The 20,394-nt window shown below is 38.1% G+C and carries 20 protein-coding genes; 14 read left to right on the forward strand and 6 right to left on the reverse strand.

The window, feature by feature from the left end:
• Window positions 1-188: 188 nt before the first annotated feature.
• The 5 genes from ELS83_RS02800 to ELS83_RS02820 form a co-directional block, all read right to left on the reverse strand.
• A complete protein-coding gene (locus ELS83_RS02800) occupies window positions 189-2,108 on the reverse strand; it encodes a transglutaminase family protein (protein ID WP_171594007.1) in 1,920 nt (639 codons plus the stop codon).
• 163 nt (window positions 2,109-2,271) lie between these two features.
• Entirely contained in the window at window positions 2,272-3,363 is a 1,092-nt protein-coding gene (locus ELS83_RS02805) for a chorismate mutase (protein ID WP_171594008.1), read from the reverse strand.
• Between the two features lie 220 nt (window positions 3,364-3,583).
• Window positions 3,584-4,717 carry a cytochrome d ubiquinol oxidase subunit II gene (gene cydB, locus ELS83_RS02810; RefSeq protein WP_171594009.1) on the reverse strand — a complete coding sequence of 378 codons (1,134 nt, stop codon included), beginning with the start codon at window positions 4,715-4,717 and terminating at the stop codon, window positions 3,584-3,586.
• A 2-nt stretch (window positions 4,718-4,719) separates the two neighbouring features.
• Window positions 4,720-6,270 (reverse strand): cytochrome ubiquinol oxidase subunit I, encoded by a 1,551-nt coding sequence (locus tag ELS83_RS02815; protein ID WP_171594010.1) that lies wholly within the window; start codon window positions 6,268-6,270, stop codon window positions 4,720-4,722.
• 9 nt (window positions 6,271-6,279) lie between these two features.
• Window positions 6,280-6,504: a DUF4492 domain-containing protein gene (locus ELS83_RS02820; protein WP_171594011.1), complete on the reverse strand. Its 225-nt coding sequence runs from the start codon at window positions 6,502-6,504 to the stop codon at window positions 6,280-6,282.
• Window positions 6,505-7,152: 648 nt separating this feature from the next.
• Between ELS83_RS02820 and ELS83_RS02825 the strand changes: the two genes are divergently transcribed.
• Genes ELS83_RS02825 through ELS83_RS02835 form a run of 3 tightly spaced genes read left to right on the forward strand, consistent with a single transcriptional unit; the run spans window position 7,153 to window position 10,414 of the window.
• Window positions 7,153-8,088, forward strand: coding sequence for a 4Fe-4S dicluster domain-containing protein (locus ELS83_RS02825; protein WP_171594012.1), 936 nt, complete (start codon window positions 7,153-7,155; stop codon window positions 8,086-8,088).
• A 52-nt stretch (window positions 8,089-8,140) separates the two neighbouring features.
• Window positions 8,141-9,481 (forward strand): NrfD/PsrC family molybdoenzyme membrane anchor subunit, encoded by a 1,341-nt coding sequence (gene nrfD, locus ELS83_RS02830; protein ID WP_171594013.1) that lies wholly within the window; start codon window positions 8,141-8,143, stop codon window positions 9,479-9,481.
• A 12-nt stretch (window positions 9,482-9,493) separates the two neighbouring features.
• A complete protein-coding gene (locus ELS83_RS02835; RefSeq protein WP_171594014.1) occupies window positions 9,494-10,414 on the forward strand; it encodes a c-type cytochrome in 921 nt (306 codons plus the stop codon).
• On the opposite strand, the gene ELS83_RS02840 is transcribed toward ELS83_RS02835, so the two are convergent.
• On the reverse strand, window positions 10,411-10,548 hold the full coding sequence (locus ELS83_RS02840) for a hypothetical protein (protein ID WP_171594015.1): 138 nt from the start codon (window positions 10,546-10,548) through the stop codon (window positions 10,411-10,413). The genes ELS83_RS02835 and ELS83_RS02840 overlap by 4 nt on opposite strands.
• 37 nt (window positions 10,549-10,585) lie before the next feature.
• Here ELS83_RS02840 and ELS83_RS02845 point away from each other — a divergent pair, with 37 nt between their 5' ends.
• The 11 genes from ELS83_RS02845 (at window position 10,586) to ELS83_RS02895 (ending at window position 20,375) form a co-directional block, all read left to right on the forward strand.
• Window positions 10,586-13,051 carry a heavy metal translocating P-type ATPase gene (locus ELS83_RS02845; RefSeq protein WP_171594016.1) on the forward strand — a complete coding sequence of 822 codons (2,466 nt, stop codon included), beginning with the start codon at window positions 10,586-10,588 and terminating at the stop codon, window positions 13,049-13,051.
• A 46-nt stretch (window positions 13,052-13,097) separates the two neighbouring features.
• Window positions 13,098-13,298 carry a cbb3-type cytochrome oxidase assembly protein CcoS gene (ccoS, locus tag ELS83_RS02850; RefSeq protein ID WP_171594017.1) on the forward strand — a complete coding sequence of 67 codons (201 nt, stop codon included), beginning with the start codon at window positions 13,098-13,100 and terminating at the stop codon, window positions 13,296-13,298.
• Between the two features lie 4 nt (window positions 13,299-13,302).
• Complete coding sequence (gene ccoN, locus ELS83_RS02855; RefSeq protein ID WP_171594018.1) at window positions 13,303-15,447, forward strand: cytochrome-c oxidase, cbb3-type subunit I; 2,145 nt, start codon at window positions 13,303-13,305, stop codon at window positions 15,445-15,447.
• 76 nt (window positions 15,448-15,523) lie between these two features.
• Window positions 15,524-15,724 carry a cbb3-type cytochrome oxidase subunit 3 gene (locus ELS83_RS02860; RefSeq protein WP_171594019.1) on the forward strand — a complete coding sequence of 67 codons (201 nt, stop codon included), beginning with the start codon at window positions 15,524-15,526 and terminating at the stop codon, window positions 15,722-15,724.
• A gap of 16 nt (window positions 15,725-15,740) precedes the next feature.
• Window positions 15,741-16,304: a cbb3-type cytochrome c oxidase N-terminal domain-containing protein gene (locus ELS83_RS02865; protein ID WP_171594020.1), complete on the forward strand. Its 564-nt coding sequence runs from the start codon at window positions 15,741-15,743 to the stop codon at window positions 16,302-16,304.
• A 76-nt stretch (window positions 16,305-16,380) separates the two neighbouring features.
• Window positions 16,381-17,781, forward strand: coding sequence for a cytochrome c oxidase accessory protein CcoG (gene ccoG, locus ELS83_RS02870; RefSeq protein ID WP_171594021.1), 1,401 nt, complete (start codon window positions 16,381-16,383; stop codon window positions 17,779-17,781).
• Window positions 17,782-17,811: 30 nt separating this feature from the next.
• Window positions 17,812-18,258: a FixH family protein gene (locus ELS83_RS02875; protein ID WP_171594022.1), complete on the forward strand. Its 447-nt coding sequence runs from the start codon at window positions 17,812-17,814 to the stop codon at window positions 18,256-18,258.
• A 73-nt stretch (window positions 18,259-18,331) separates the two neighbouring features.
• Window positions 18,332-18,724 (forward strand): GxxExxY protein, encoded by a 393-nt coding sequence (locus ELS83_RS02880; protein ID WP_171594023.1) that lies wholly within the window; start codon window positions 18,332-18,334, stop codon window positions 18,722-18,724.
• Between the two features lie 58 nt (window positions 18,725-18,782).
• Entirely contained in the window at window positions 18,783-19,508 is a 726-nt protein-coding gene (locus ELS83_RS02885; protein ID WP_171594024.1) for a sulfite exporter TauE/SafE family protein, read from the forward strand.
• Window positions 19,509-19,601: 93 nt separating this feature from the next.
• On the forward strand, window positions 19,602-19,991 hold the full coding sequence (locus ELS83_RS02890) for a hypothetical protein (RefSeq protein ID WP_171594025.1): 390 nt from the start codon (window positions 19,602-19,604) through the stop codon (window positions 19,989-19,991).
• 3 nt (window positions 19,992-19,994) lie between these two features.
• Entirely contained in the window at window positions 19,995-20,375 is a 381-nt protein-coding gene (locus tag ELS83_RS02895) for a DUF1801 domain-containing protein (RefSeq protein ID WP_171594026.1), read from the forward strand.
• Window positions 20,376-20,394: the final 19 nt, after the last annotated feature.

Genomic DNA, 20,394 nt, shown 5'->3' on the forward strand with positions numbered 1-20,394 from the left:
ATAAAATCGTAAAGATTGTAAACTTAATGATTCAAAATCATCACCTGTTTTTTCAATATAGATTCTGTAAAAATAAAACAGCTGATCGCATTTTTGCACTTCGCAATTGAAATAGGAAGCTGTTCTGTATAAATACATTAATAGAGCCTTGAGGTAATTTTAACAAGAATAAACAGTAGCCCGAATTTTTATTTCGAAGAATAGGAATTGTCTGTCTGAATCACTACCTGTGCGCTAAGAGATGATAACATGTAGCTAAACATCTCTCGCAAGAGCGGATAATATTCCTTCGAAAATCTGGTTTCTTTCAACACGAATTCACTTCTCAATTGCAGGTATTCATCCTTGTTCTGCCCCATTATCTTAAAACTTCCCAGAGATTTTGGCAATTGAATGGTTTTATTGCCTGGGAAATTTCTTACCTGGTAAGTACTCGGAAGCTTAATATTAATGAGAACTGTTTGATGCATGGGATAGTTAAATTCGATAGGATACAGCCTATTTTCACTTAAGAAGGGATTCTCCCCAAGAATTTTAGGAAAGGGTTCAAAATACAGAATGTCATCCTCTCTCCATTTGGAGTCTATTAAAAACTCACTTGTTAGCATGATCGGCTTATCGATATCATCCGCATTTTTCACCTGGATTTGCTTATCGTTTATCTCATAATTCAGATCTCCAATCAACTGATTTATAAACCATTCAAGTCCATCATCTTTTTGAATCAATTCTCTTTTGCTCAAGGCGTAATAGCCGGTTTCCTGTATTCTAAGCTTACATTTTGGTTTCTTAATATCCGATAAATCGTATGACATCACAATTTGGCTCCTGGAATTGGAGAAGGCTTCGATGTCTTTCCAATAGCCTTTTTCTTTCTCCATTACAAATGCATACAAATTAAGATCATCTTCGTCCAAAACCCAGTAAGGCCTACATTCCGATGTAGCATTTAGAAATAAACTTTCACCATCTATTTCAACATAAGCCAAAGCCTGATTGAATTGACTTAACAATGGAAAATCTTTTGTGATATAACCCGATTTATTTGTTCTTGTTAATGCTGGCTCCGACTTAATTCCTGCCTCCCTTAGCAAAAGCACAAGTAGGAAGTTAATTTCCGAATTGGAACCAATCTTATCTTCCAAAACCCTTTTGGGAGATTTTTTTGGATAGATCCGATATTTCTTGTTCCACTTCACCTGTGTTCTCACAAAATCGTAGATTTTCTGGAGCTTATCCCTGCTGCTATCTGTTTCTGAGCAGATCTCATTTACTATTTTTCGGGCGGCATTTTTTCGTGCCAGGAATTTAAAGGATTCCAGGTATTCTTTCGCCAACTCATCCCAGGTGGCACCAAAAGGTACATAACCTGTACCTGTTGCATAACCCGCCAGTTGAAACCTGATCTGCTCTGTATAATTCTTGCAGTTATTTACAAATGCTTCTTCTTTTATCGATTTCAGATCGTACAAGGTCCATTGATCGATTTCACATCCCCAGTATTTACAGTTAACCCTTTCTCCAAATAAAATTGCTTTAAACTGATATATGGAATTTTCATTGACCTTGATGGAACTTTTTAAGGTTGGGATTTTTTCCTGAAAATACCAGGTATCCAGGAAAGGATTGATCTTCGAAACAAGAGTATATTTATATTCGATAATGGATCCAACTTTAATTTGAGGCAAAGAAAAACGGACCGCTCCATAATTTTCATTCACATCGAGGAAGAAAAATGATTCCTCATTTAACACATGAGTAGTTCTTTTTCCATTGGAATCAAAATTAACGGTTTGTCCCTTTAACTTTATTATTTTTTCCAATTCGTTATTGCGGAAGTATGGAAGTTCTACATCTGCCCAATCGAAGCCTTCCTCTCTCAAAATCTTGATTCGCACATGATAATTGTAATGAATCGATTCTCTTTTGATATTTACCTCGCAAAACTTACCCAACACTACTGCATTAGCATCTTTTTCGTAATCGCATTGGGTCATTTTAATCTCGTAATCCGAGAAGTAAGCAAACATATGTTTTTCACTTCTGCTTTGAAACGAAATCAGCACAATACAAATAAAAATAAGAGAAAGTTTAATTGAATGCTCCATATGGCGGATGCTTAGGTCATCATAAGATAATGAATATCAAAGACATTACAAACACATCAATCAATGATCACTCGAATCCATACAATTTAGATTTTATCAATAGAAATAAAAAACGCCACAATCAACAATTGTGGCGTTTTTCAGATTTATGATAGATCTATGATTATCGATTCATCACCTCATTCTGTTTCAGAATGGCTTCCTTATGGATCATGCGTAACAATTGGGTGGTAAATTTTTCTGTAAGTCCTAAGCTTTTTGCCAGGTCTATCCCTCTTTCTCTCACTTTTTCCCAACGCTCCAATTGCAAAATAGTCATGTTTTTTTCCTGCTTGTAAGCGCCAATTTCTTCAACAATATTCATTCGCTGAGCAAGCAATTCAATCAACTGGGCATCTACCGAATCAATCTGACTGCGGTATTTAACCAACTGATCGATTTCGTCCTCTCCCACTACATCGACACGGCAAACCAAACTTCTCAAAATCTGGTTTAAATCCTGTGGTGTAAGTTGCTGTTCGGCATCACTCAAAGCCTCATCCGGATTGATATGACTTTCAATCATCAAGCCATCCATATTCAAATCCATGGCCTTTTGTGCCATTTCCTGAATGTACTTTCGGCTTCCGGCAATATGACTCGGATCGCAGATAATAGGCAAATTATGAAAACGAGATTTCAATTCGATTGGAATTTCCCATTTTGGGATATTTCGCAGAATGGTTTTTTCGAATGGATAAAACCCACGATGAATAGCAGCCAGTTTTGTAATGCCTGCCTTATGGATTCTTTCCAATGCCCCAATCCAAAGATTGATATCAGGATTAATTGGATTTTTAACCATTACCGGCATATTCATTCCCTGCAAGGCACTGGCCAACTCCTGAACCGAAAACGGATTAGAAGTCGTTCGTGCACCGATCCATAAAATATCTACATTATGGCGCATACACATTTCAACATGCTTTGGCGAAGCAACCTCTACCATGGTAAGCAATCCCGTTTCCAACTTTACGCTGTTAAGCCATTGCAAAGCATCCAAACCTCTTCCTTCAAAAGAATTTGGTCGGGTTCGGGGTTTCCAAACACCTGCACGAAATATCTGTACCTGTTCTGTTTTGTTCAACTCCTTAGCGGTCGATACCAACTGCTCTTCAGATTCTGCACTACACGGACCACTAATTACAATCGGATGAGTATCCAATTTTTTATTGAACCAGTTATGTATAGGTTTGATATTTTCCAATCCACTCATATATTAAAAATTAGGCTGCACAAAAATACATTTTTAGTTGAGATCCTAAAATGATTCAAACAAGATTCGGCAAGCGAAAAAGGGCTACCTGTCAAATTTATTCATCCAATTTCGCCTCTAATTTTAGCAATGCATAACGTACCGCTTTATAGCTGATATAAATGAGCAATGGCCAGGTAAGCAGCCAGATTATTGATGATATATACATAATTTCCCAGTTTTAATATTTATGCTCTTCCGCATTTAATTCTTCTACATCAAGTTTTTTGTTGTTTATGGCTCTCCAGGCCCACACAATATAAGCCGCTACAAAAGGAACCATTAAGGACACGTAACTCATTGCCGTTAAGGTATAATGAGATGATGAAGCATTTTGAATGGTCAACGACGATTGCAAATCGGCTAGCGATGGGTAAAATGCAGTATGATTTAATCCTGCCACCAAAAACAGGGCAAACACAACAAATATGGTTCCTGCACCTGTAAACCAAAATCCTTTGCTATATTTTTCAATCAGGTAAGATTTAATAAGGCCAAACAGAACCAGGCAAACACCTGCCAAAAACAGGAATATAAGCAATGGCATTTCCAGAAAGTTATTCAAGTACTTGTACGCTTCAATGCTTACCAATCCGTTTTCCGGATGAACTGCAAATCCATCCATCAGCAATAAGCGAATGGCAAAAAACAAGAACATGACCAAAAAAGGGATCCCACAATATAAAAGTTGTTTTCTCGATCGCTTTACAATTTCATCCTGATCGATATGATGAATGAAATACAAACTTCCCAACAGGCGAGCCAGAAAAAATACGCTTAGGCCAAGTGCCACATTGTGGATATTCAGTACCGCTTCCAAGCCCCCGTATGGCGTTGCCCATCTCGATTGATTCAAATCATTTACAGTAAATTCGGCTCCATTGAAAAAGGTTCCCACAGCGGTACCAATTAGAATTGTACCCAATAAACCATTGATAAAAAGAAAGATCTCAAAGGTTTTTGCTCCCCAAACATTGGAAGGTTTCGAACGAAACTCATACGATACTGCCTGAATGATAAAACAGAACAAAATTGCCATCCAAACCCAGTAAGCTCCGCCAAAAGAAGTGGAATAGAACAAGGGAAAAGAGGCAAACATAGCTCCTCCAAATGTTACCAATGTGGTAAATGTGAACTCCCATTTTCTACCCAGCGCATTAATCAACAAACTGCGCTCCTCTTCTGTTTTCCCAATTCGGTAAATTAAGGTCTGTCCACCCTGAACAAACATCAGGAACACCAAAATACTTCCCAAAAGTGAGTCGATTACCCACCAATATTGCTGTAATGCCAAATGCGATAAATTCTCAAACATGATTAATGTCCTCCATGATTAGGTCCGATTTTAATTTGCTTTAGCATGATTTTAATTTCAGCAATTAAAAGTCCGGTAAACACAATTAAAAACAAAAAGAAAGTAATCTTAACCGATGTGGTATCGATATTGGAAACTGCCCTTAGGGTTGGCATTAAATCCTGAATTACCCAGGGTTGTCGGCCCATTTCTGCCACAATCCAACCGCTCTGCGAAGCGATATAGGCCAAGGGAATACTCCATATGGCAGCACGCAAAAACCATTTCCTATTTACGATTGTCTCCTTGAACACAAACAAAAGAGCCAATACAAACAAAAGCAGGAACCACATGCCCAGGCCAACCATTATATGAAAGCTATAGAATGTGATCGAAATTGGCGGAACAACATCGTAAGGATCATTAAAATACCCGTATCCAAAATATTTGAAGTTCTCATTTAACACCGCTAATGACGATTGTGCCAATTCAGTATCCTCTTCTTTTTGAGCCAGCTTGTAGTTCTTTAAAGCCAAAATTGCCTTTTGTCCCATCACAATCTTCTCATTTACCGATGGATGAACTTCTCCCTCATTATCGGTATAGCCATTGATAATATCATTTACACCCGGAACAAAAGCATTTTTATCCATATAAGCCATGTAGGACAACAGGTTTGGAATTTCAATCTTAAAATTAAAATCCTTCATGTTCTCATTGCCCGACTCGGAAGATGAAGACATAAATCCCAATGCAACCAGGCCAGCTCCTTCCGATCCATCATATAAACCCTCCATAGCGGCAAACTTCATGGGCTGGTCTCGTACAATTTCCCGAGCCGAATTATCTCCGGTCATCACCGTAAACAAAGAGGTAATTAAACCAAAAACGGCAGCTACCACAATACTCTTTTTTGCAAATGCAACATTCAACTTTTTCAGTAAATACCACGAACTTACTCCGATTACAAAAATTGCAGCCAAAGTATATGCCGACGAAATGGTATGTAAAAACTTATTCACTGCTGTTGGAGAGAAAAGAACCTCCCAGAAGTTAAGCATCTCATTTCTTGCAGTATCGGGATTAAATTGCATTCCAACAGGATTTTGCATCCAACCATTTGCTACCAAAATCCACAATGCCGAAAGGTTCGAACCAACAGCTACCAACCAGGTCGATATCAAATGAAATTTCTTACTCACCTTATTCCAGCCAAAAAACATGACTGCTATAAAAGTTGATTCCATAAAAAAGGCCATTATGCCTTCTATCGCGAGGGGTGCACCAAAAATATCTCCTACAAACCAGGAGTAATTAGACCAGTTGGTACCAAACTCAAACTCCAGAATAATACCTGTTGCTACCCCGATGGCGAAATTGATTCCAAAAAGTGTCATCCAAAATTTGGTAATCTTTTTCCACTCAAGATTACCGGTTTTGTAATAGATGGTTTCCATGATGGCAATAATAAATGCCAAACCCAGTGTTAATGGTACAAAAATCCAATGGTACATTGCCGTTAGTGCAAATTGAGCCCTCGACCAATCGACCAATGACATGTCAAAGTTTTCCATTTCCGTATATTATTTAGGATTAGTTAATTGTTCAATCACGTAATCACCGCGATCTTTATCATTAGAATATTTTGATTTCAGAAAATTGGGAAAGAAGAAAAATTTTAAAATAAAAAACATAATAAATAATTTCAGAATAATAATGAACCACACTTGCCTGCTCCACTCTTTCTGATGGACAAATCCCTCATAATAGAAAAACCATATTTTTCTAAGTATAATCAATGGTTTCATAATTTTTACCCTAAATTAATTTCTTCTAAGTTGATGACACCCACATGATAAATTAAAGACTAATTCATCTCTTATTATTTATCAATAAACAATCCAAATGTATACTATATTCTGCACCATTCATGCACCATCACATAGATACTTTTTATAACAGCATCTAAAAAATCAATAAACATTTAATAAACAGACGGTTGCACAAGGTGTGAATTATCCCACATCTACCTATTAATCTTGATTTTAGCTACATCACACCAGTACAATTCGAGTATAATTAACAGACAATGCAGTATTTCACTAAATAATAGTTGGTGAGCTCAATAAAGCTCCCAAATCACCCTAATTGTCGATCTTTCAAGACATTAGATCAAATCATCGAGAAAATGAATTAAAATAATAAAAAAGGCAGTGTCATTCTTAATGCTAAATAGCACGAATATGAATTCGATATATTTCTTTATATTTGAATGACCACGCAAACGTTGGTATAACATAAAAAGATTAAACAAAAAGCCTTTAAAGCCAGCAGCAACAAGAATTGCCTCTTCTTATTTAGAATGGTTTTAAAGAGTAATTTGAATGATCAATGATACGGATCAGCGATCGGTATTTTGACATTATTTTTTGAAAAAAAACTAACCTTAAAGCATAATGAAAGAAGAGACATCAAACCACAGCAGAAGAAAATTCCTGAAAAGTTTTGGTATTTCGGTTGGTGCTGCGGGCGTTGTCAGTAGCTTTTCTCTAATTGGAGCAGCTAAGGCAGCAGCAAAAAAACCAGCAGAAATGGTGAATTTACTTACACAAGACGGACAACTTGTGCAAGTGGACAAAAACCAGTTGCGACCTACGGTTACTGAACCACTTGATGAACTTCAGAAAAGAGGTCGCGAAGGGATTCCTGGAAAATCATTCGTAATGGTGATTGATTTGAGCAAGTGCCGAAATGCGAGAAAATGTATGGATGCCTGTCAGAATCACCACCAGTTAAGACAAGATCAGCATCACATTAATGTTTTGCAAATGCAGGATGCCGAGCACACAGCTCCTTACTTCATGCCAAAACCTTGTCAGCACTGCGACAACCCTCCTTGTACAAAGGTTTGCCCGGTTGATGCAACTTTCAAGCGTCAGGATGGTATCGTGCTAATCGATAACGAAAGATGTATTGGTTGCCGATTCTGTATTGCAGCTTGTCCTTACTCTGCACGTATTTTCCAATGGACAGAACCTAAGGATGCAGAAAAATACAAAGATCTTACCTATAATATTGAAGCAAACGTTCCTCAGAAGAAAGGTACAGTGAGCAAGTGTCTGTTCAGCGCCGACAGGTTGCGCGAAGATAAGCTTCCATCCTGTGTATCGGCCTGTCCGAATGGCGTATACTACTTTGGTGATCAGAACGAGGATGCCGTTACAAACGGAACCACTGGTGAAACTGTTCGTTTCTCAAAATTAATTGAGGATAACGCTGGTTACACTTTAATGGAAGAATTGGGAACCAAGCCAAGAGTGTACTACCTACCTCCTAAAAACAGAGCCTTTGAATTTAATGGCGATTTGTTAAACGAAGAGAACCTTCACTAGAATATCAATTAAAAAACAATAGATAATTATTTGCCCTAAATAACTTAATCTTATGAATGACTTACCAAAACAGAAAGAAACTACTCTTTCGTTTGAGAAAATAAAAAAAGACATTCTACATCCAATGCAAAACCACAAAGGTCTTGAACTTTGGATTGTATTTCTAATTACTGTAATTAGTGTTTGCGGTTGGGCCTACTATATTCAATTGAAAGATGGATTAGGTGTTACCGGAATGCGCGATTACGTGTCCTGGGGATTATACATTGCCAACTTTGTGTTCTTTGTAGCGGTTAGTTTGGTTGGAATGTTGATTTCCTCAATATTAGGATTGCTTCGAATCGACTGGATAACACCCATTTCCCGAATTGCCGAAATTATAGCCGTCGCCTTTGTGGCCGTGGCAGGTTTGGTAATTGTACTTGATATGGGTCGACCAGACAGAGTGCTAAATGTAATGATTCACGGTCGTTTTCAATCTCCAATTCTTTGGGATGTTACCGTAATCACCACCTATTTAACGGTGAGTGCTTTGTTATTGATTTTACCAATGATTCCCGATTTGGCAATCTGTAAAAAAGAATTAACCAAGGCTTCTCCTATTATGAAGAAGTTGTACAATATTCTTTCTTTAGGATATATTAATACACCAGCACAACACAAGCACTTACACCGAATGATTCGTACCCTGATGGTTCTGATCGTTCCTATCGGTTTGGCAATTCACACTGTTACTTCATGGTTGTTTGCTGCAACATTGCGCAATGGTTGGGATACCACAATTTTTGGTCCTTACTTTGTTGCCGGTGCTTTTGTAGCGGGTTCAGCAGCTTTAATTATTGCCATGTATTTCTTTAGGGTGAATTATAAACTTCAGGATTATATTACCGAATTGCAATTCGATAAAATGGGTAAGCTATTGGTAGCTGTATGTTTGGTATACCTGTATTTCAACTTGAACGAATTTTTGGTTCCTGGATATAAAATGAAGACTGGTGATGACATTCACCTGAAAGAGTTGTTCTATGGAAATTGGGCAATCATGTTCTGGGCTTCTCAATTGCTGGGTAATATCATTCCAATTATCCTATTGGTGAATAATAAGTTCAGAAAGCCACTTCCAATCATGATTATCTCATTATTTGTTTTGGCCGGTGCATGGTTCAAGCGTTACGTAATTGTAATTCCAACAATGCTTCATCCACATTTACCAATTCAGAATGTACCTGAAAACTTTGTACACTACTACCCAAGTGCAATCGAAATTTCGGTTACCGTATTAAGTTTTGCATTGGTATTGTTGATTATCACTGTACTTTCAAAAATTTTCCCTGTAGTTCCAATTGTAGAAACTGCAGAAAGTAAAGGAATTGAAGTAAAAATTGATGCCTAAACGAATCGAATCATGAAGAATACAATGAAAAATATAGCTGCTTTGTTCCTGATTTTTGTTTTCTCAGGCTCAATGGCAAATGCGCAGGGATGGACAGTTCCAGCTTCTGCAAAAAAGAAACAAAATCCTTACGAAGCTACTTCTAAAAACATTAGCTCTGGTAAGAAAATTTATAATATCCAGTGTAAGTCTTGTCATGGCGATCCAACAATGGCAAATATGTTACCATTGGCTCCTGTTGCTCCAACGGATTTAGGAGCCCAAAACTTTTTGGTACAAAGCGATGGTGAAATTTTCTACAAGGTGAATAAAGGTCAAGGAGCAATGCCGGCCTTCGAAAAAACCATTAGCGACGAAGACAAATGGATGGTGATTGCATTTTTAAGATCCTTTGACAAAAATAAAAAGGTGAAACAACAGGTTGCTGAGGTAAAAAATCCAGAAGTAACTGATGTTAAGCTTGAACTAAATGTTAACGAAGAAGACAAAACCATGTTGGCCAAATTAAGCGGCCTAACGGACAAAGGAAAACGCGTGGGATTGCAAGGCATCGAAATGAGCTTTCTTGTAAAGAGAAGCTTCGGATATCTTGATGTATCGGGCGAAGACCCATACACAAACGAAACGGGTGATGTTCAGATTCAGTTTCCTGTAGATCTTCCTGGCGACAGAGAAGGACAAGTAAACATGCTTGTAAAGGTAACTGATGATGCTTTCTACGGAAAATTGGAAGAAGCCAGGGTGGTAACGCTTGGTGTTCCTACCGACCCGGTAAATCCGCTTGACGAAAGAGCAATGTGGGGAACAAGAGCTAATGCTCCAATCTGGATCATTGTCACTTTTGTAGGTGGTGTACTGGCCATTTGGAGTGTGATCTTTATGGTACTGTTCCAAATGATCAAACTGCCAAAATTGGCAAAAAGCAAAGACTAATCGGTTTCTTCACTTTCATCCTTTTTGGATTTTGACGGTCTTCCCAGTTTATACAGAAGATATCCAATACCAAATAGAAAGTGAAGGGCGGTTATCGCAACAACAATATAAATTAAACTTGAATCTGTTCTCATAGTCAGAATTTAAATTACGCTCTGCAAGATGGCAAATATGCAGCAAGAAACAAAAAATCAAATTTGTGTACACTGTGGCGACGACTGTGGCAAACATCCCGTTATGTGGAATGATAAGCCATTTTGTTGCAACGGTTGTTCAACTGTATACCAGCTCTTGCACGAGAATGAACTTTGTTCGTACTACGATTTTGAAGCCAATCCGGGAATTAAAATCGAAACGGCCAGGTTCAAGGAAAAATTTGCATTCCTCGATGAAGATGAGATTGCAAATCAGCTCTACGATTTCTCTGAAGGAAATATCAGGAAACTCAACTTATACATTCCTGCAATTCATTGTAGTTCTTGTATTTGGTTGCTTGAGAATTTAAATATCCTGAATAAGGGTGTGCTAAAATCGGTGGTTAACTTTGTAAAGAAAGAGGTGAGTCTCACCTTCGATTCGGAGCAGCTAAGCATTCGCCAGCTGGCAGAATTGCTTTCGTCGATTCACTATGTGCCTGAAATTACCCTGGACAAGTTGCAGCAAAAGCAAAACAAGGATGCCAACAAAAAATTGCTTTACAAAATTGGAATCGCAGGCTTTTGCTTTGGAAACATCATGCTTTTAAGCTTGCCAGAATATGTACCCGGGAATGAATACCTGGAAACACATTTCAAAAATTTCTTTGGAATGATGAATTTCTTCCTGGTTCTTCCGGTATTTCTATATAGTGGAAACGACTACCTGTTTTCGGCATACAAAGCCATTAAGCATCGTTTTGTAAACATCGATGTGCCCATTTCATTGGGGATTTTAACCCTCTTTATTCAAAGTTCCTTCGAAATTTTTAGCGGCACTGGCGCAGGTTATATGGATTCCCTTACTGGATTGATCTTTTTCCTACTGATTGGAAAATGGTATCAAAACAGAACCTACCAGGCTTTATCATTCGAAAGAGACTACCGTTCCTATTTCCCTGTTGCTGTAAGTAAAATGGAAAAGGGGCAGGAAGTAAGCACTCCTATCGAGAAACTGAAAAAAGGTGATATCATTCTAATCAGGAACCAGGAATTGATTCCTGCCGATAGTATCTTAACCAAAGGAGATGCCCAGATTGATTACAGCTTTGTTACAGGAGAATCGAAACCAGTATTTAAAGAAGCTGGCGACCAGATTTTTGCCGGAGGAAAGCAGATGGGTAGTGCCATTGAACTGACCATTGAGAAAGATGTGGTTCAAAGCCGTCTTACCCAGTTATGGAACCAGTTTGAAGAAGAGAATAGTGAAGCTTCCAAATTGAATTCATTGATTGACAGGATTAGCAAACATTTTACACTTATCATTATTGCCATTGCAGTATTAAGTGGTGTTTACTGGCTGTTTAATGATACCAGCAAAGCCATTTACGCCTTTACTTCTGTGCTTATTGTTGCATGCCCTTGTGCCCTGGCACTATCGGCACCATTTGCATTGGGAAATACCATGCGCTTAATGGGACGTGTGGGAATTTATTTAAAATCTTCCCACGTAATCGAAAAATTAAATGCCATTACAAGCATCGTTTTCGATAAAACGGGAACCATTACCCAGGCCGACGAAGTAAAAATTTCTTTTAAAGGTGATAAACTGACTGCAGAAGATTATGTAGCTGTAAAATCCTTAACCAGGCATTCTACCCACATCTTAAGCTCATCCATTTACGATTACCTAAAAGATATTAGTCCAGAAAATGTAGAAGACTATCATGAGCTTCCATCAATGGGGATATCGGGTAAAGTGAATGGACGTGAGATCAAACTCGGTTCAGCAAAATTTATATCGGAAGGAATCTCAGAAAGCAAATCGCTAACAACAGAGGTTTACTATTCTGTTGATGATAAAGTGAAAGGTCATTTCAGTTTGAGCAATCAGTACAGGCATGGTTTATCTGACTTGATCAACAGCTTATCATCGAAGTACGATTTGCATGTACTTACTGGCGATAATGACTCGGAAAGAGAGAACCTGGAAAAAATATTCCCGGCCTCATCCAACCTGAGATATGACCAGTCGCCTAAGGATAAATTGGATTACATTAATAAGCTGAAGAGCGAAGGAAAAAAAGTGCTGATGATTGGTGATGGCTTGAATGATGCAGGTGCATTAAAGTCGAGCGATGTAGGAATTTCAATTGCAGATGATGTCTATCATTTTTCACCTGCTTGCGATGCCATTCTGGAATCATCTAAGTTTTCTGATTTGACTCGTTTCCTATCCATTACAAAAAAGAGCATTTGGATTGTAAAATTGAGCTTTTTGCTTTCTTTTATGTATAACTTTGTGGGCCTTTATTTTGCCATACAAGGGATATTATCGCCAATTGTAGCGGCATTATTAATGCCAATTAGTTCGGTGTCGATTGTTGCATTTACGACCATCACAACCAATTTAATTGTAAAGAATAGAGAGAATCAGATCAATAGAAAAAAATCGGATAGAATGGAGATGTATCAAACATCAAAATCTGTTCAGTTGAATTAATATAAACCAGCTGAAAGCATAGGCAGACAGCTAATAGATAATAAACATGAGTGTTTTGTTCGTTTTAATCGGTGTGAGTATGATCGTGGCAGGAGGATTCCTATTCGGATTTCTATGGGCCGTGAAAAAAGGACAATACGATGACTCTTACTCTCCTTCGGTAAGAATTTTATTCGAAGACAAAGAGAAGAAATCAGAAGAATTACTTGAATTAGAAAACACAGCAAAGAAGAACCATAAATCTTAATTTAATGGAAACACAACATTTTTCGTACGATAACAAAATCGTTAAATATTTTGCCTACGCAACCATACTTTGGGGAGTAGTCGGAATGTTGGTAGGGTTATTGGCAGCATTACAGCTTGCTTTCCCTGTTTTTAATTTTAATTTGGAATACACCACTTTTGGTCGAATTCGTCCAATCCATACCAATGCGGTAATTTTTGCCTTTGTTGGTAATGGAATTTTCGCAGCGGTATACTATTCGCTACAGCGATTGCTAAAAGCCAGAATGTTTAGCGACAAGCTAAGCTGGGTTCACTTTTGGGGATGGCAGGCGATTATCGTTTCAGCTGCAATAACATTTGTACTTGGTATCACTACAAGTAAAGAATATGCCGAGCTTGAATGGCCAATCGATATTGCAATTACCATTATTTGGGTTGTATTCGGATGGAACATGTTTGGTACAATTCTTAGACGTAGAGCTGACCACCTTTATGTTTCCATTTGGTTCTACATTGCAACATTTGTAACTGTTGCCGTGCTTCACATTGGAAACTCTATTGAGCTTCCATACAGCTGGATTCAGTCTTACCCTGTTTACGCAGGTGTTCAGGATGCATTGGTTCAGTGGTGGTACGGTCATAATGCAGTAGCATTTTTCTTAACCACTCCATACCTGGGATTAATGTACTACTTCCTGCCTAAGGCTGCTAACCGACCTGTATATTCTTACAGATTGTCGATTATTCACTTCTGGGCATTGGTATTCCTTTATATCTGGGCTGGTCCTCACCACTTGTTATACACTGCTCTTCCTGATTGGGCTCAATCATTAGGAGTTGTATTCTCAATCATGTTGATTGCACCATCCTGGGGAGGTATGTTCAACGGTTTGCTTACCCTTCGTGGTGCATGGGATAAAGTTCGCGATAGCGCAACACTGAAGTTTATGGTAGTTGCCGTTACAGCTTATGGTATGTCAACATTCGAAGGTCCAATGATGTCCTTGAAATGGGTAAACTCATTAACTCACTACACCGACTGGACAATTGCTCACGTACATATTGGAGCAATGGGTTGGAACGGTTTCTTAACATTCGGTATGCTTTACTACTTGTTCCCTAAAATGTGGAAAACCAAGTTGTATTCAGAAAAGCTTGCCAACGCACACTTCTGGATGGGTACATTAGGGATGATTTTCTACGCTCTGCCATTGTACTGGGGTGCAGTAGTTCAAACTTTAATGTGGAAAGAGTTTACTCCTGACGGATTATTGGCTTACCCTAACTTCCTTGAAACAATTACACAAATTCTTCCAATGTACCACGTTCGTGTACTGGGTGGATTATTATACTTTGCAAGTTTGTTCCTGATGGTTTACAACCTTCTTAAAACAGCTGCTTCAGGTAAATGTGCCGACAATGAAGAAGCTTCGGCTCCTGCATTGCATGCACCTAAAAAACGTGAAAAAGGAGAAGGTTTACACCGTTGGTTGGAAAGAAAGCCTATACAATTTATGATATTGTCGACAGTGGCAATTCTAATTGGTGGTGCCTTCGAGATTATTCCAACTTACCTGATTAAATCGAATGTTCCAACAATTGAAAGTGTAAAACCATATACTCCACTTGAATTACAAGGTAGAGATATTTATATCCGTGAAGGTTGTAATACTTGTCACTCGCAAATGGTTCGTCCGTTCCGTTCAGAAACTGAACGTTACGGTGAGTACTCTAAAGCTGGTGAGTTTGTTTACGATCATCCACACCTTTGGGGATCGAAACGTACAGGTCCGGATTTGGCTCGTACAGGTGTTCCTGGTGGTAAGATGTACAAGACCAATGTATGGCATTACAACCACATGCTGGACCCTCAAAAAATGAATGCTCAATCCATCATGCCGAAGTATCCATGGTTGATTAAAGACGAGTTGGATATTTCATCAACCCCGGCTAAGATTAGAGCAATGACAACACTTGGGGTTCCTTACGATGAAGAGCCTTATCCTGCTAATTACGACCAGGTAGCAAACGAAGACTTGAAAAAACAAGCCCAGGAAATTGCTGCTGATTTGAATGCAAATGGGATCGATGTAACCAGCGATAGAGAAATTATTGCTTTGATTGCTTACCTACAGCGTTTGGGTAGAGATATATCAGTAAAAGAATAGACATGAGATACAGGATATGAGAATTGAGATAAAACTTGTCTCACTTCTCATGTCGCTCATCTAAAATCGAAAGAATATGAAATTAGTTAGTCATTACTTACAAGGAATAGCAGATGTGGGATTCTTTCCAAGCATTTCACTGATGATTTTCTTCCTGTTTTTTGCAGGAATGGTTTGGTGGGCTTTTAAGAAAAGCAACAAAACCTATTTTGCTCAAATGGAAAGCTATGCTCTTGATGAAGATGATATGAATTCTTCTGAAATAAATAATAATTGACCCTAAATCTATAGCAATGGATAACGATAAATATATTGAAGAAAACAAACACCTGATTAGCGACCACGATTACGATGGTATCAGAGAATTGAATAATCCTATGCCAAAATGGTGGCGATACTTATTCTATGCAACAATCGTATTTTCGGCTGTTTACATTTTCCGTTACCATGTATTCGGTGACGACTTACAAATCGCTGAGTACAATAAAGAAATGGCTTTGGCAGAAGCAAACAAACCAAAACCAAAGTTCGATGAAAGCGCATTGGTTTTAATGACAGATGCTGAAAATCTTGCCAAAGGAAAGGAAATTTACGACAAGAACTGTATTGCCTGCCATGGACCCGTTGGAGAAGGAAATGCCATTGGTCCAAACCTTACCGATAAATATTGGTTAAACGGTGGTTCTTTAGAAGATGTTTACCAAATTATTAAAGTTGGTAGACCACTGAAAGGAATGTTAGCATGGCAAAATCAACTTTCACCAGAACAAATGTTACAAGTTTCTAGTTACACCATGAGTTTGCAAGGAACAAATCCTCCTAATGCACGAGAAGCTCAAGGTGAATTGGTAGAATAAAATTCAAAATACTCAAAAGAGTCATCAGCATAGGCTGGTAGACTCTTTTGCTTTTATATCCGACAATAAACAAAAAATGACACCCGAAAATCCTTACAACACTTATCGTGATCAGTTGGCCACACTGAACGATAGTGGAAAGCGAAAATGGGTTTACGCCCAAAAACCCAAAGGTAAACTTTACAACTACAGAAATGTGGTAAGCTACATCCTGCTTGCGCTGATGTTTGGCCTGCCATTTGTGAAAATTGGCGGCGAGCCATTGTTTCTGTTTCAAGTTCTGGAGCGTAAGTTTATTGTATTTGGGGTTCGTTTTTGGCCCCAGGATTTCCATATCTTCCTGTTTTCGATGATTACACTCTTTGTATTTATCGTATTTTTTACGGTGAGCTATGGTAGAATATGGTGTGGATGGACATGTCCGCAAACCGTATTTATGGAGTTTATTTTCAGGAAAATTGAATATTTAATTGAAGGATCGCACCAGGAACAACGAAAGCTTGATGCACAATCGTATAACTTCGAGAAATTCTGGAAAAAATCGCTGAAAGCAATCATTTTTTACGCGATCTGTTTTCTCATTACCAACACCTTTCTGTCATACATCATTGGAATTGATGAGCTTTGGAAAATCATGAATGATCCCATTTCAGAACACAAAGTTGGATTTACAGTAGCATTGGCCTTCTCGGCTGTAATGTACTTTGTATTTGCAAAATTGCGCGAACAGGTATGTTCCATGATTTGTCCTTACGGCAGATTACAAGGCGTTTTGTTGGATTCTAACACCATTGTTGTAGCATACGACTACAAACGAGGTGAAGAACGCGCTCCGCTAGAGGCAGGAGAAGATCGAGAAGAGGAAGGTAAAGGCGATTGTATCGATTGTTATCAGTGCGTTGATGTTTGTCCAACAGGTATCGACGTAAGAGATGGCACACAGCTGGAATGTATCAATTGTACTGCTTGTATTGACGAATGCAACTCGGTAATGGAATGGGTAGGAAAACCTAAGGGATTGATTCGTTTCGATTCTGAAAAAAACATTGCCGAAGGGAAAAAGAACAACTGGCCAGTGCGAAAAATTGCCTATACCATCGTGCTAACGGCATTAATTGGAGTTGTAATTGCTTTGTTTGCTTCCAGAACCGATTTAGAGGCAATCATTCTACGCACTCCTGGATTAATGTATCAGCAACAGGATGATGGTAAAATCAGCAATATGTATAACTTTAAAGTGGTTAACAAAACCACACAGGAGGTGCCAATTCACTTTAAAATCATGGATCATGAGGGCGAAATAAAAGTGATTGGAGAAGAACTAAAAGCAAATGCAAGCTCCATTAGAGAAGGAGTCTTTTTTGCCATTCTTCCTATGCAGGAAATAAAAGGAGATCAAATTCCAATTCAAATTGGAGTTTATGCCGATGATAGATTAATAGAGGAAGTAGAATTAACTTTTGTTGGACCCAATTAAAAGTCGAACAAAAATATAGAGGGTTAAAACATGAAGAAAATCAATTGGGGAACAAAATTGGGAATCATGGCATCGATATATGTGATTGGTGTATTGATTTTTGTGGGATTTAGTACCACTCAAAAAATCAATTTGGTTTCGAAAGATTATTATCCAACAGGGGTGAAACATCAGGATAAAATCGATAAAATAAGGAATGCACAACAACTTGAAACGCCTGTTAGCATTAAACAAACTGGAGAAAGCATTGAAATTAGCTTTCCATCTGAAATGAAATCCGGCATTGAAGGTAACATTATTGTGTACCGCCCTGCCGATTACGATTTAGATCTAAAGTATAAGCTGGCTGTAAATGATAGCGGAATTCATACCCTAAAAACAGATCAGCTCTTACAAGGTAGATATACCATTAAAATAGACTGGGTTCACAACAATATTCCATACTATAAGGAAGAGGCGATTTATTTGAGTAAGTAATTAACCACTAAGGACACAAAGGCATTTCACAAAGAACACAAAGTTTATAATTAACAGTTAGTAACATCAAAGTATGGTACCACGCACTTCAATCTTAAGCAGAGAAATAATCTATAAGAAAGTTCTCGACTGTGCATTTAGAGTTCATACGGCTTTAGGGCCTGGCTTATTGGAAAGTGCCTATGAAGAGTGTTTATTTTATGAACTTTGTCAGGAAGGCTTGCATGTTGAGAAGCAAAAAGCGCTTCCTCTGGTTTATAAAGATGTAAAACTTGAAAGTGGATATAGACTAGACCTTCTAGTAGAAAGCTCTGTAATTGTAGAAATAAAGGCTGTTGAAACTTTAAATGATGTTCATTTGGCACAGATATTAACATACCTGAAACTTTCCAAATGCAAATTGGGCTTGTTGGTTAACTTCAATGTCAAATCTCTAAAACATGGTATTAAAAGAGTAATATTTTAAAACTTAGTGTTCTTTGTGAATGAACTTAGCGCACTTTGTGGTTAATAATAAAAAATTCATGGTATACATATCAGCATTAACATTAGGACTTTTAGGCAGTTTTCACTGCGTTGGAATGTGTGGACCTATTGCATTGGCCATTCCACTGAAAACAGATTCTTGGCTGGCCAGAATCTTTGGAGGCGTTTTGTACAATTTAGGCAGAGCCATTACCTATGCAGTAATGGGAGCTGTATTCGGACTTTTGGGGCGCGGCCTGGTAATGAGTGGTTTCCAACAGTGGGTTTCCATTATTATGGGTGCCATTATGATTCTTTCGGTAATTACACCATCGATTTATAAAAACCGATTCAACGCCGATAAAGGTGTATTCTCTTTTGTTGGCAAGCTAAAAATGTCGCTGGGCAAACTATTTGCACAACGCAGCTACGGATCATTACTTATGATTGGCTTGCTAAATGGCTTATTGCCTTGCGGTTTGGTCTACTTCGCCATAGCAGGAGCCATTGCAACCGGTTCGTCGGCAAGTGGTAGCTTATTCATGTTTATTTTCGGATTGGGTACACTACCCATGTTATTGGCCATTTCGCTTTTGGGCAATATGATTACATTGGAACTCCGAAAAAAAATCACCAAGCTCATTCCTTACGCCATAGTATTTATTGGTGTGCTATTTATCCTTCGAGGATTAAGTCTTGGTATCCCTTACCTAAGTCCGCCAGAAAAGGCAATGACTGTACCGGTTGAAGAAGCTCAGCAGGAAGAACCTTCTTGTTGTCATTAAATCGATCAAAAAAAAATAAAATTTAAACTTTCATAAACATAGCTTTGTGAAAGTTTTTTTATTTTTGGTAAGCCCACATTACCAAATTAAAATATGATTACTACCCACTTAAACCCTACATCCAAAATTCTGGAGGTTACCTACACTGGTGATATTTTTTGTGAAGATATAATTGAATACATTCATGCTACCATGAATCGATCGGATTACCCAAGAGATCTGAAAATTTTAACCAATGCCATTGATGCAACAATGTGTTTTGGCCCCGACGACATTCCAAAAATAGTTGCGGCCAACAATCAATCTCTCGAAAAATACGATAGCATCACCGATGCTTTAATTGTTGCAAACCCAAACGAAACGGCACTTACTATCTTTTTCAAATTTCTTTCCGAGAACGATAAGTACGCCGTAAATGCATTTGCAACCGAAGAGGCAGCACGTGAGTGGTTGCAATTCAAAACTCACATAAAAGAATATTAAAATATGGATCATATTGAGGAATACATCTACAATTGTGAAGGAGAGCAAAGAGAAATTCTTTTACAAGTCCATCAATTGCTTTTGTCTTATCCTCATGTAGTTGCAAAATACAAGTATAAAACTCCATTCTACTACCGAAAATCGTGGATTTGCTACCTGCTTGCCAATAAAAATGGAAGTGTAGATCTCTCATTTACAAGAGCGCTCGAATTTGCCGACGAAAACAAAAAACTTGATTTCAGAGATCGAAAAATGGTCGGCAGCATCTGTCTTAGCAAACTTACAGACATTAATGAAGATGTAATGCTCCTGATTCAAGAAGCACTTCTGATTGATGATACAGTGCCGTATACAAAAAAGTGGTTTGGGAAGGATAAGAAGTAATTCTCCAAACTCAAAAGCT

Origin of the sequence: Marinifilum caeruleilacunae (assembly GCF_013141825.1) — a bacterium.
In the GTDB taxonomy this organism is placed as follows: domain Bacteria; phylum Bacteroidota; class Bacteroidia; order Bacteroidales; family Marinifilaceae; genus Marinifilum; species Marinifilum caeruleilacunae.

What these genes read in the sequence shown, in the direction of transcription:
- ELS83_RS02800 (WP_171594007.1), bottom strand. Translation starts at nt 2,108, where the DNA reads ATGGAGCATTCAATTAAACTTTCTCTTATTTTTATTTGTATTGTGCTG.
- ELS83_RS02805 (WP_171594008.1), bottom strand. Translation starts at nt 3,363, where the DNA reads ATGAGTGGATTGGAAAATATCAAACCTATACATAACTGGTTCAATAAA.
- cydB (WP_171594009.1), bottom strand. Translation starts at nt 4,717, where the DNA reads ATGTTTGAGAATTTATCGCATTTGGCATTACAGCAATATTGGTGGGTA.
- ELS83_RS02815 (WP_171594010.1), bottom strand. Translation starts at nt 6,270, where the DNA reads ATGGAAAACTTTGACATGTCATTGGTCGATTGGTCGAGGGCTCAATTT.
- ELS83_RS02820 (WP_171594011.1), bottom strand. Translation starts at nt 6,504, where the DNA reads ATGAAACCATTGATTATACTTAGAAAAATATGGTTTTTCTATTATGAG.
- ELS83_RS02825 (WP_171594012.1), top strand. Translation starts at nt 7,153, where the DNA reads ATGAAAGAAGAGACATCAAACCACAGCAGAAGAAAATTCCTGAAAAGT.
- nrfD (WP_171594013.1), top strand. Translation starts at nt 8,141, where the DNA reads ATGAATGACTTACCAAAACAGAAAGAAACTACTCTTTCGTTTGAGAAA.
- ELS83_RS02835 (WP_171594014.1), top strand. Translation starts at nt 9,494, where the DNA reads ATGAAGAATACAATGAAAAATATAGCTGCTTTGTTCCTGATTTTTGTT.
- ELS83_RS02840 (WP_171594015.1), bottom strand. Translation starts at nt 10,548, where the DNA reads ATGAGAACAGATTCAAGTTTAATTTATATTGTTGTTGCGATAACCGCC.
- ELS83_RS02845 (WP_171594016.1), top strand. Translation starts at nt 10,586, where the DNA reads ATGCAGCAAGAAACAAAAAATCAAATTTGTGTACACTGTGGCGACGAC.
- ccoS (WP_171594017.1), top strand. Translation starts at nt 13,098, where the DNA reads ATGAGTGTTTTGTTCGTTTTAATCGGTGTGAGTATGATCGTGGCAGGA.
- ccoN (WP_171594018.1), top strand. Translation starts at nt 13,303, where the DNA reads ATGGAAACACAACATTTTTCGTACGATAACAAAATCGTTAAATATTTT.
- ELS83_RS02860 (WP_171594019.1), top strand. Translation starts at nt 15,524, where the DNA reads ATGAAATTAGTTAGTCATTACTTACAAGGAATAGCAGATGTGGGATTC.
- ELS83_RS02865 (WP_171594020.1), top strand. Translation starts at nt 15,741, where the DNA reads ATGGATAACGATAAATATATTGAAGAAAACAAACACCTGATTAGCGAC.
- ccoG (WP_171594021.1), top strand. Translation starts at nt 16,381, where the DNA reads ATGACACCCGAAAATCCTTACAACACTTATCGTGATCAGTTGGCCACA.
- ELS83_RS02875 (WP_171594022.1), top strand. Translation starts at nt 17,812, where the DNA reads ATGAAGAAAATCAATTGGGGAACAAAATTGGGAATCATGGCATCGATA.
- ELS83_RS02880 (WP_171594023.1), top strand. Translation starts at nt 18,332, where the DNA reads ATGGTACCACGCACTTCAATCTTAAGCAGAGAAATAATCTATAAGAAA.
- ELS83_RS02885 (WP_171594024.1), top strand. Translation starts at nt 18,783, where the DNA reads ATGGTATACATATCAGCATTAACATTAGGACTTTTAGGCAGTTTTCAC.
- ELS83_RS02890 (WP_171594025.1), top strand. Translation starts at nt 19,602, where the DNA reads ATGATTACTACCCACTTAAACCCTACATCCAAAATTCTGGAGGTTACC.
- ELS83_RS02895 (WP_171594026.1), top strand. Translation starts at nt 19,995, where the DNA reads ATGGATCATATTGAGGAATACATCTACAATTGTGAAGGAGAGCAAAGA.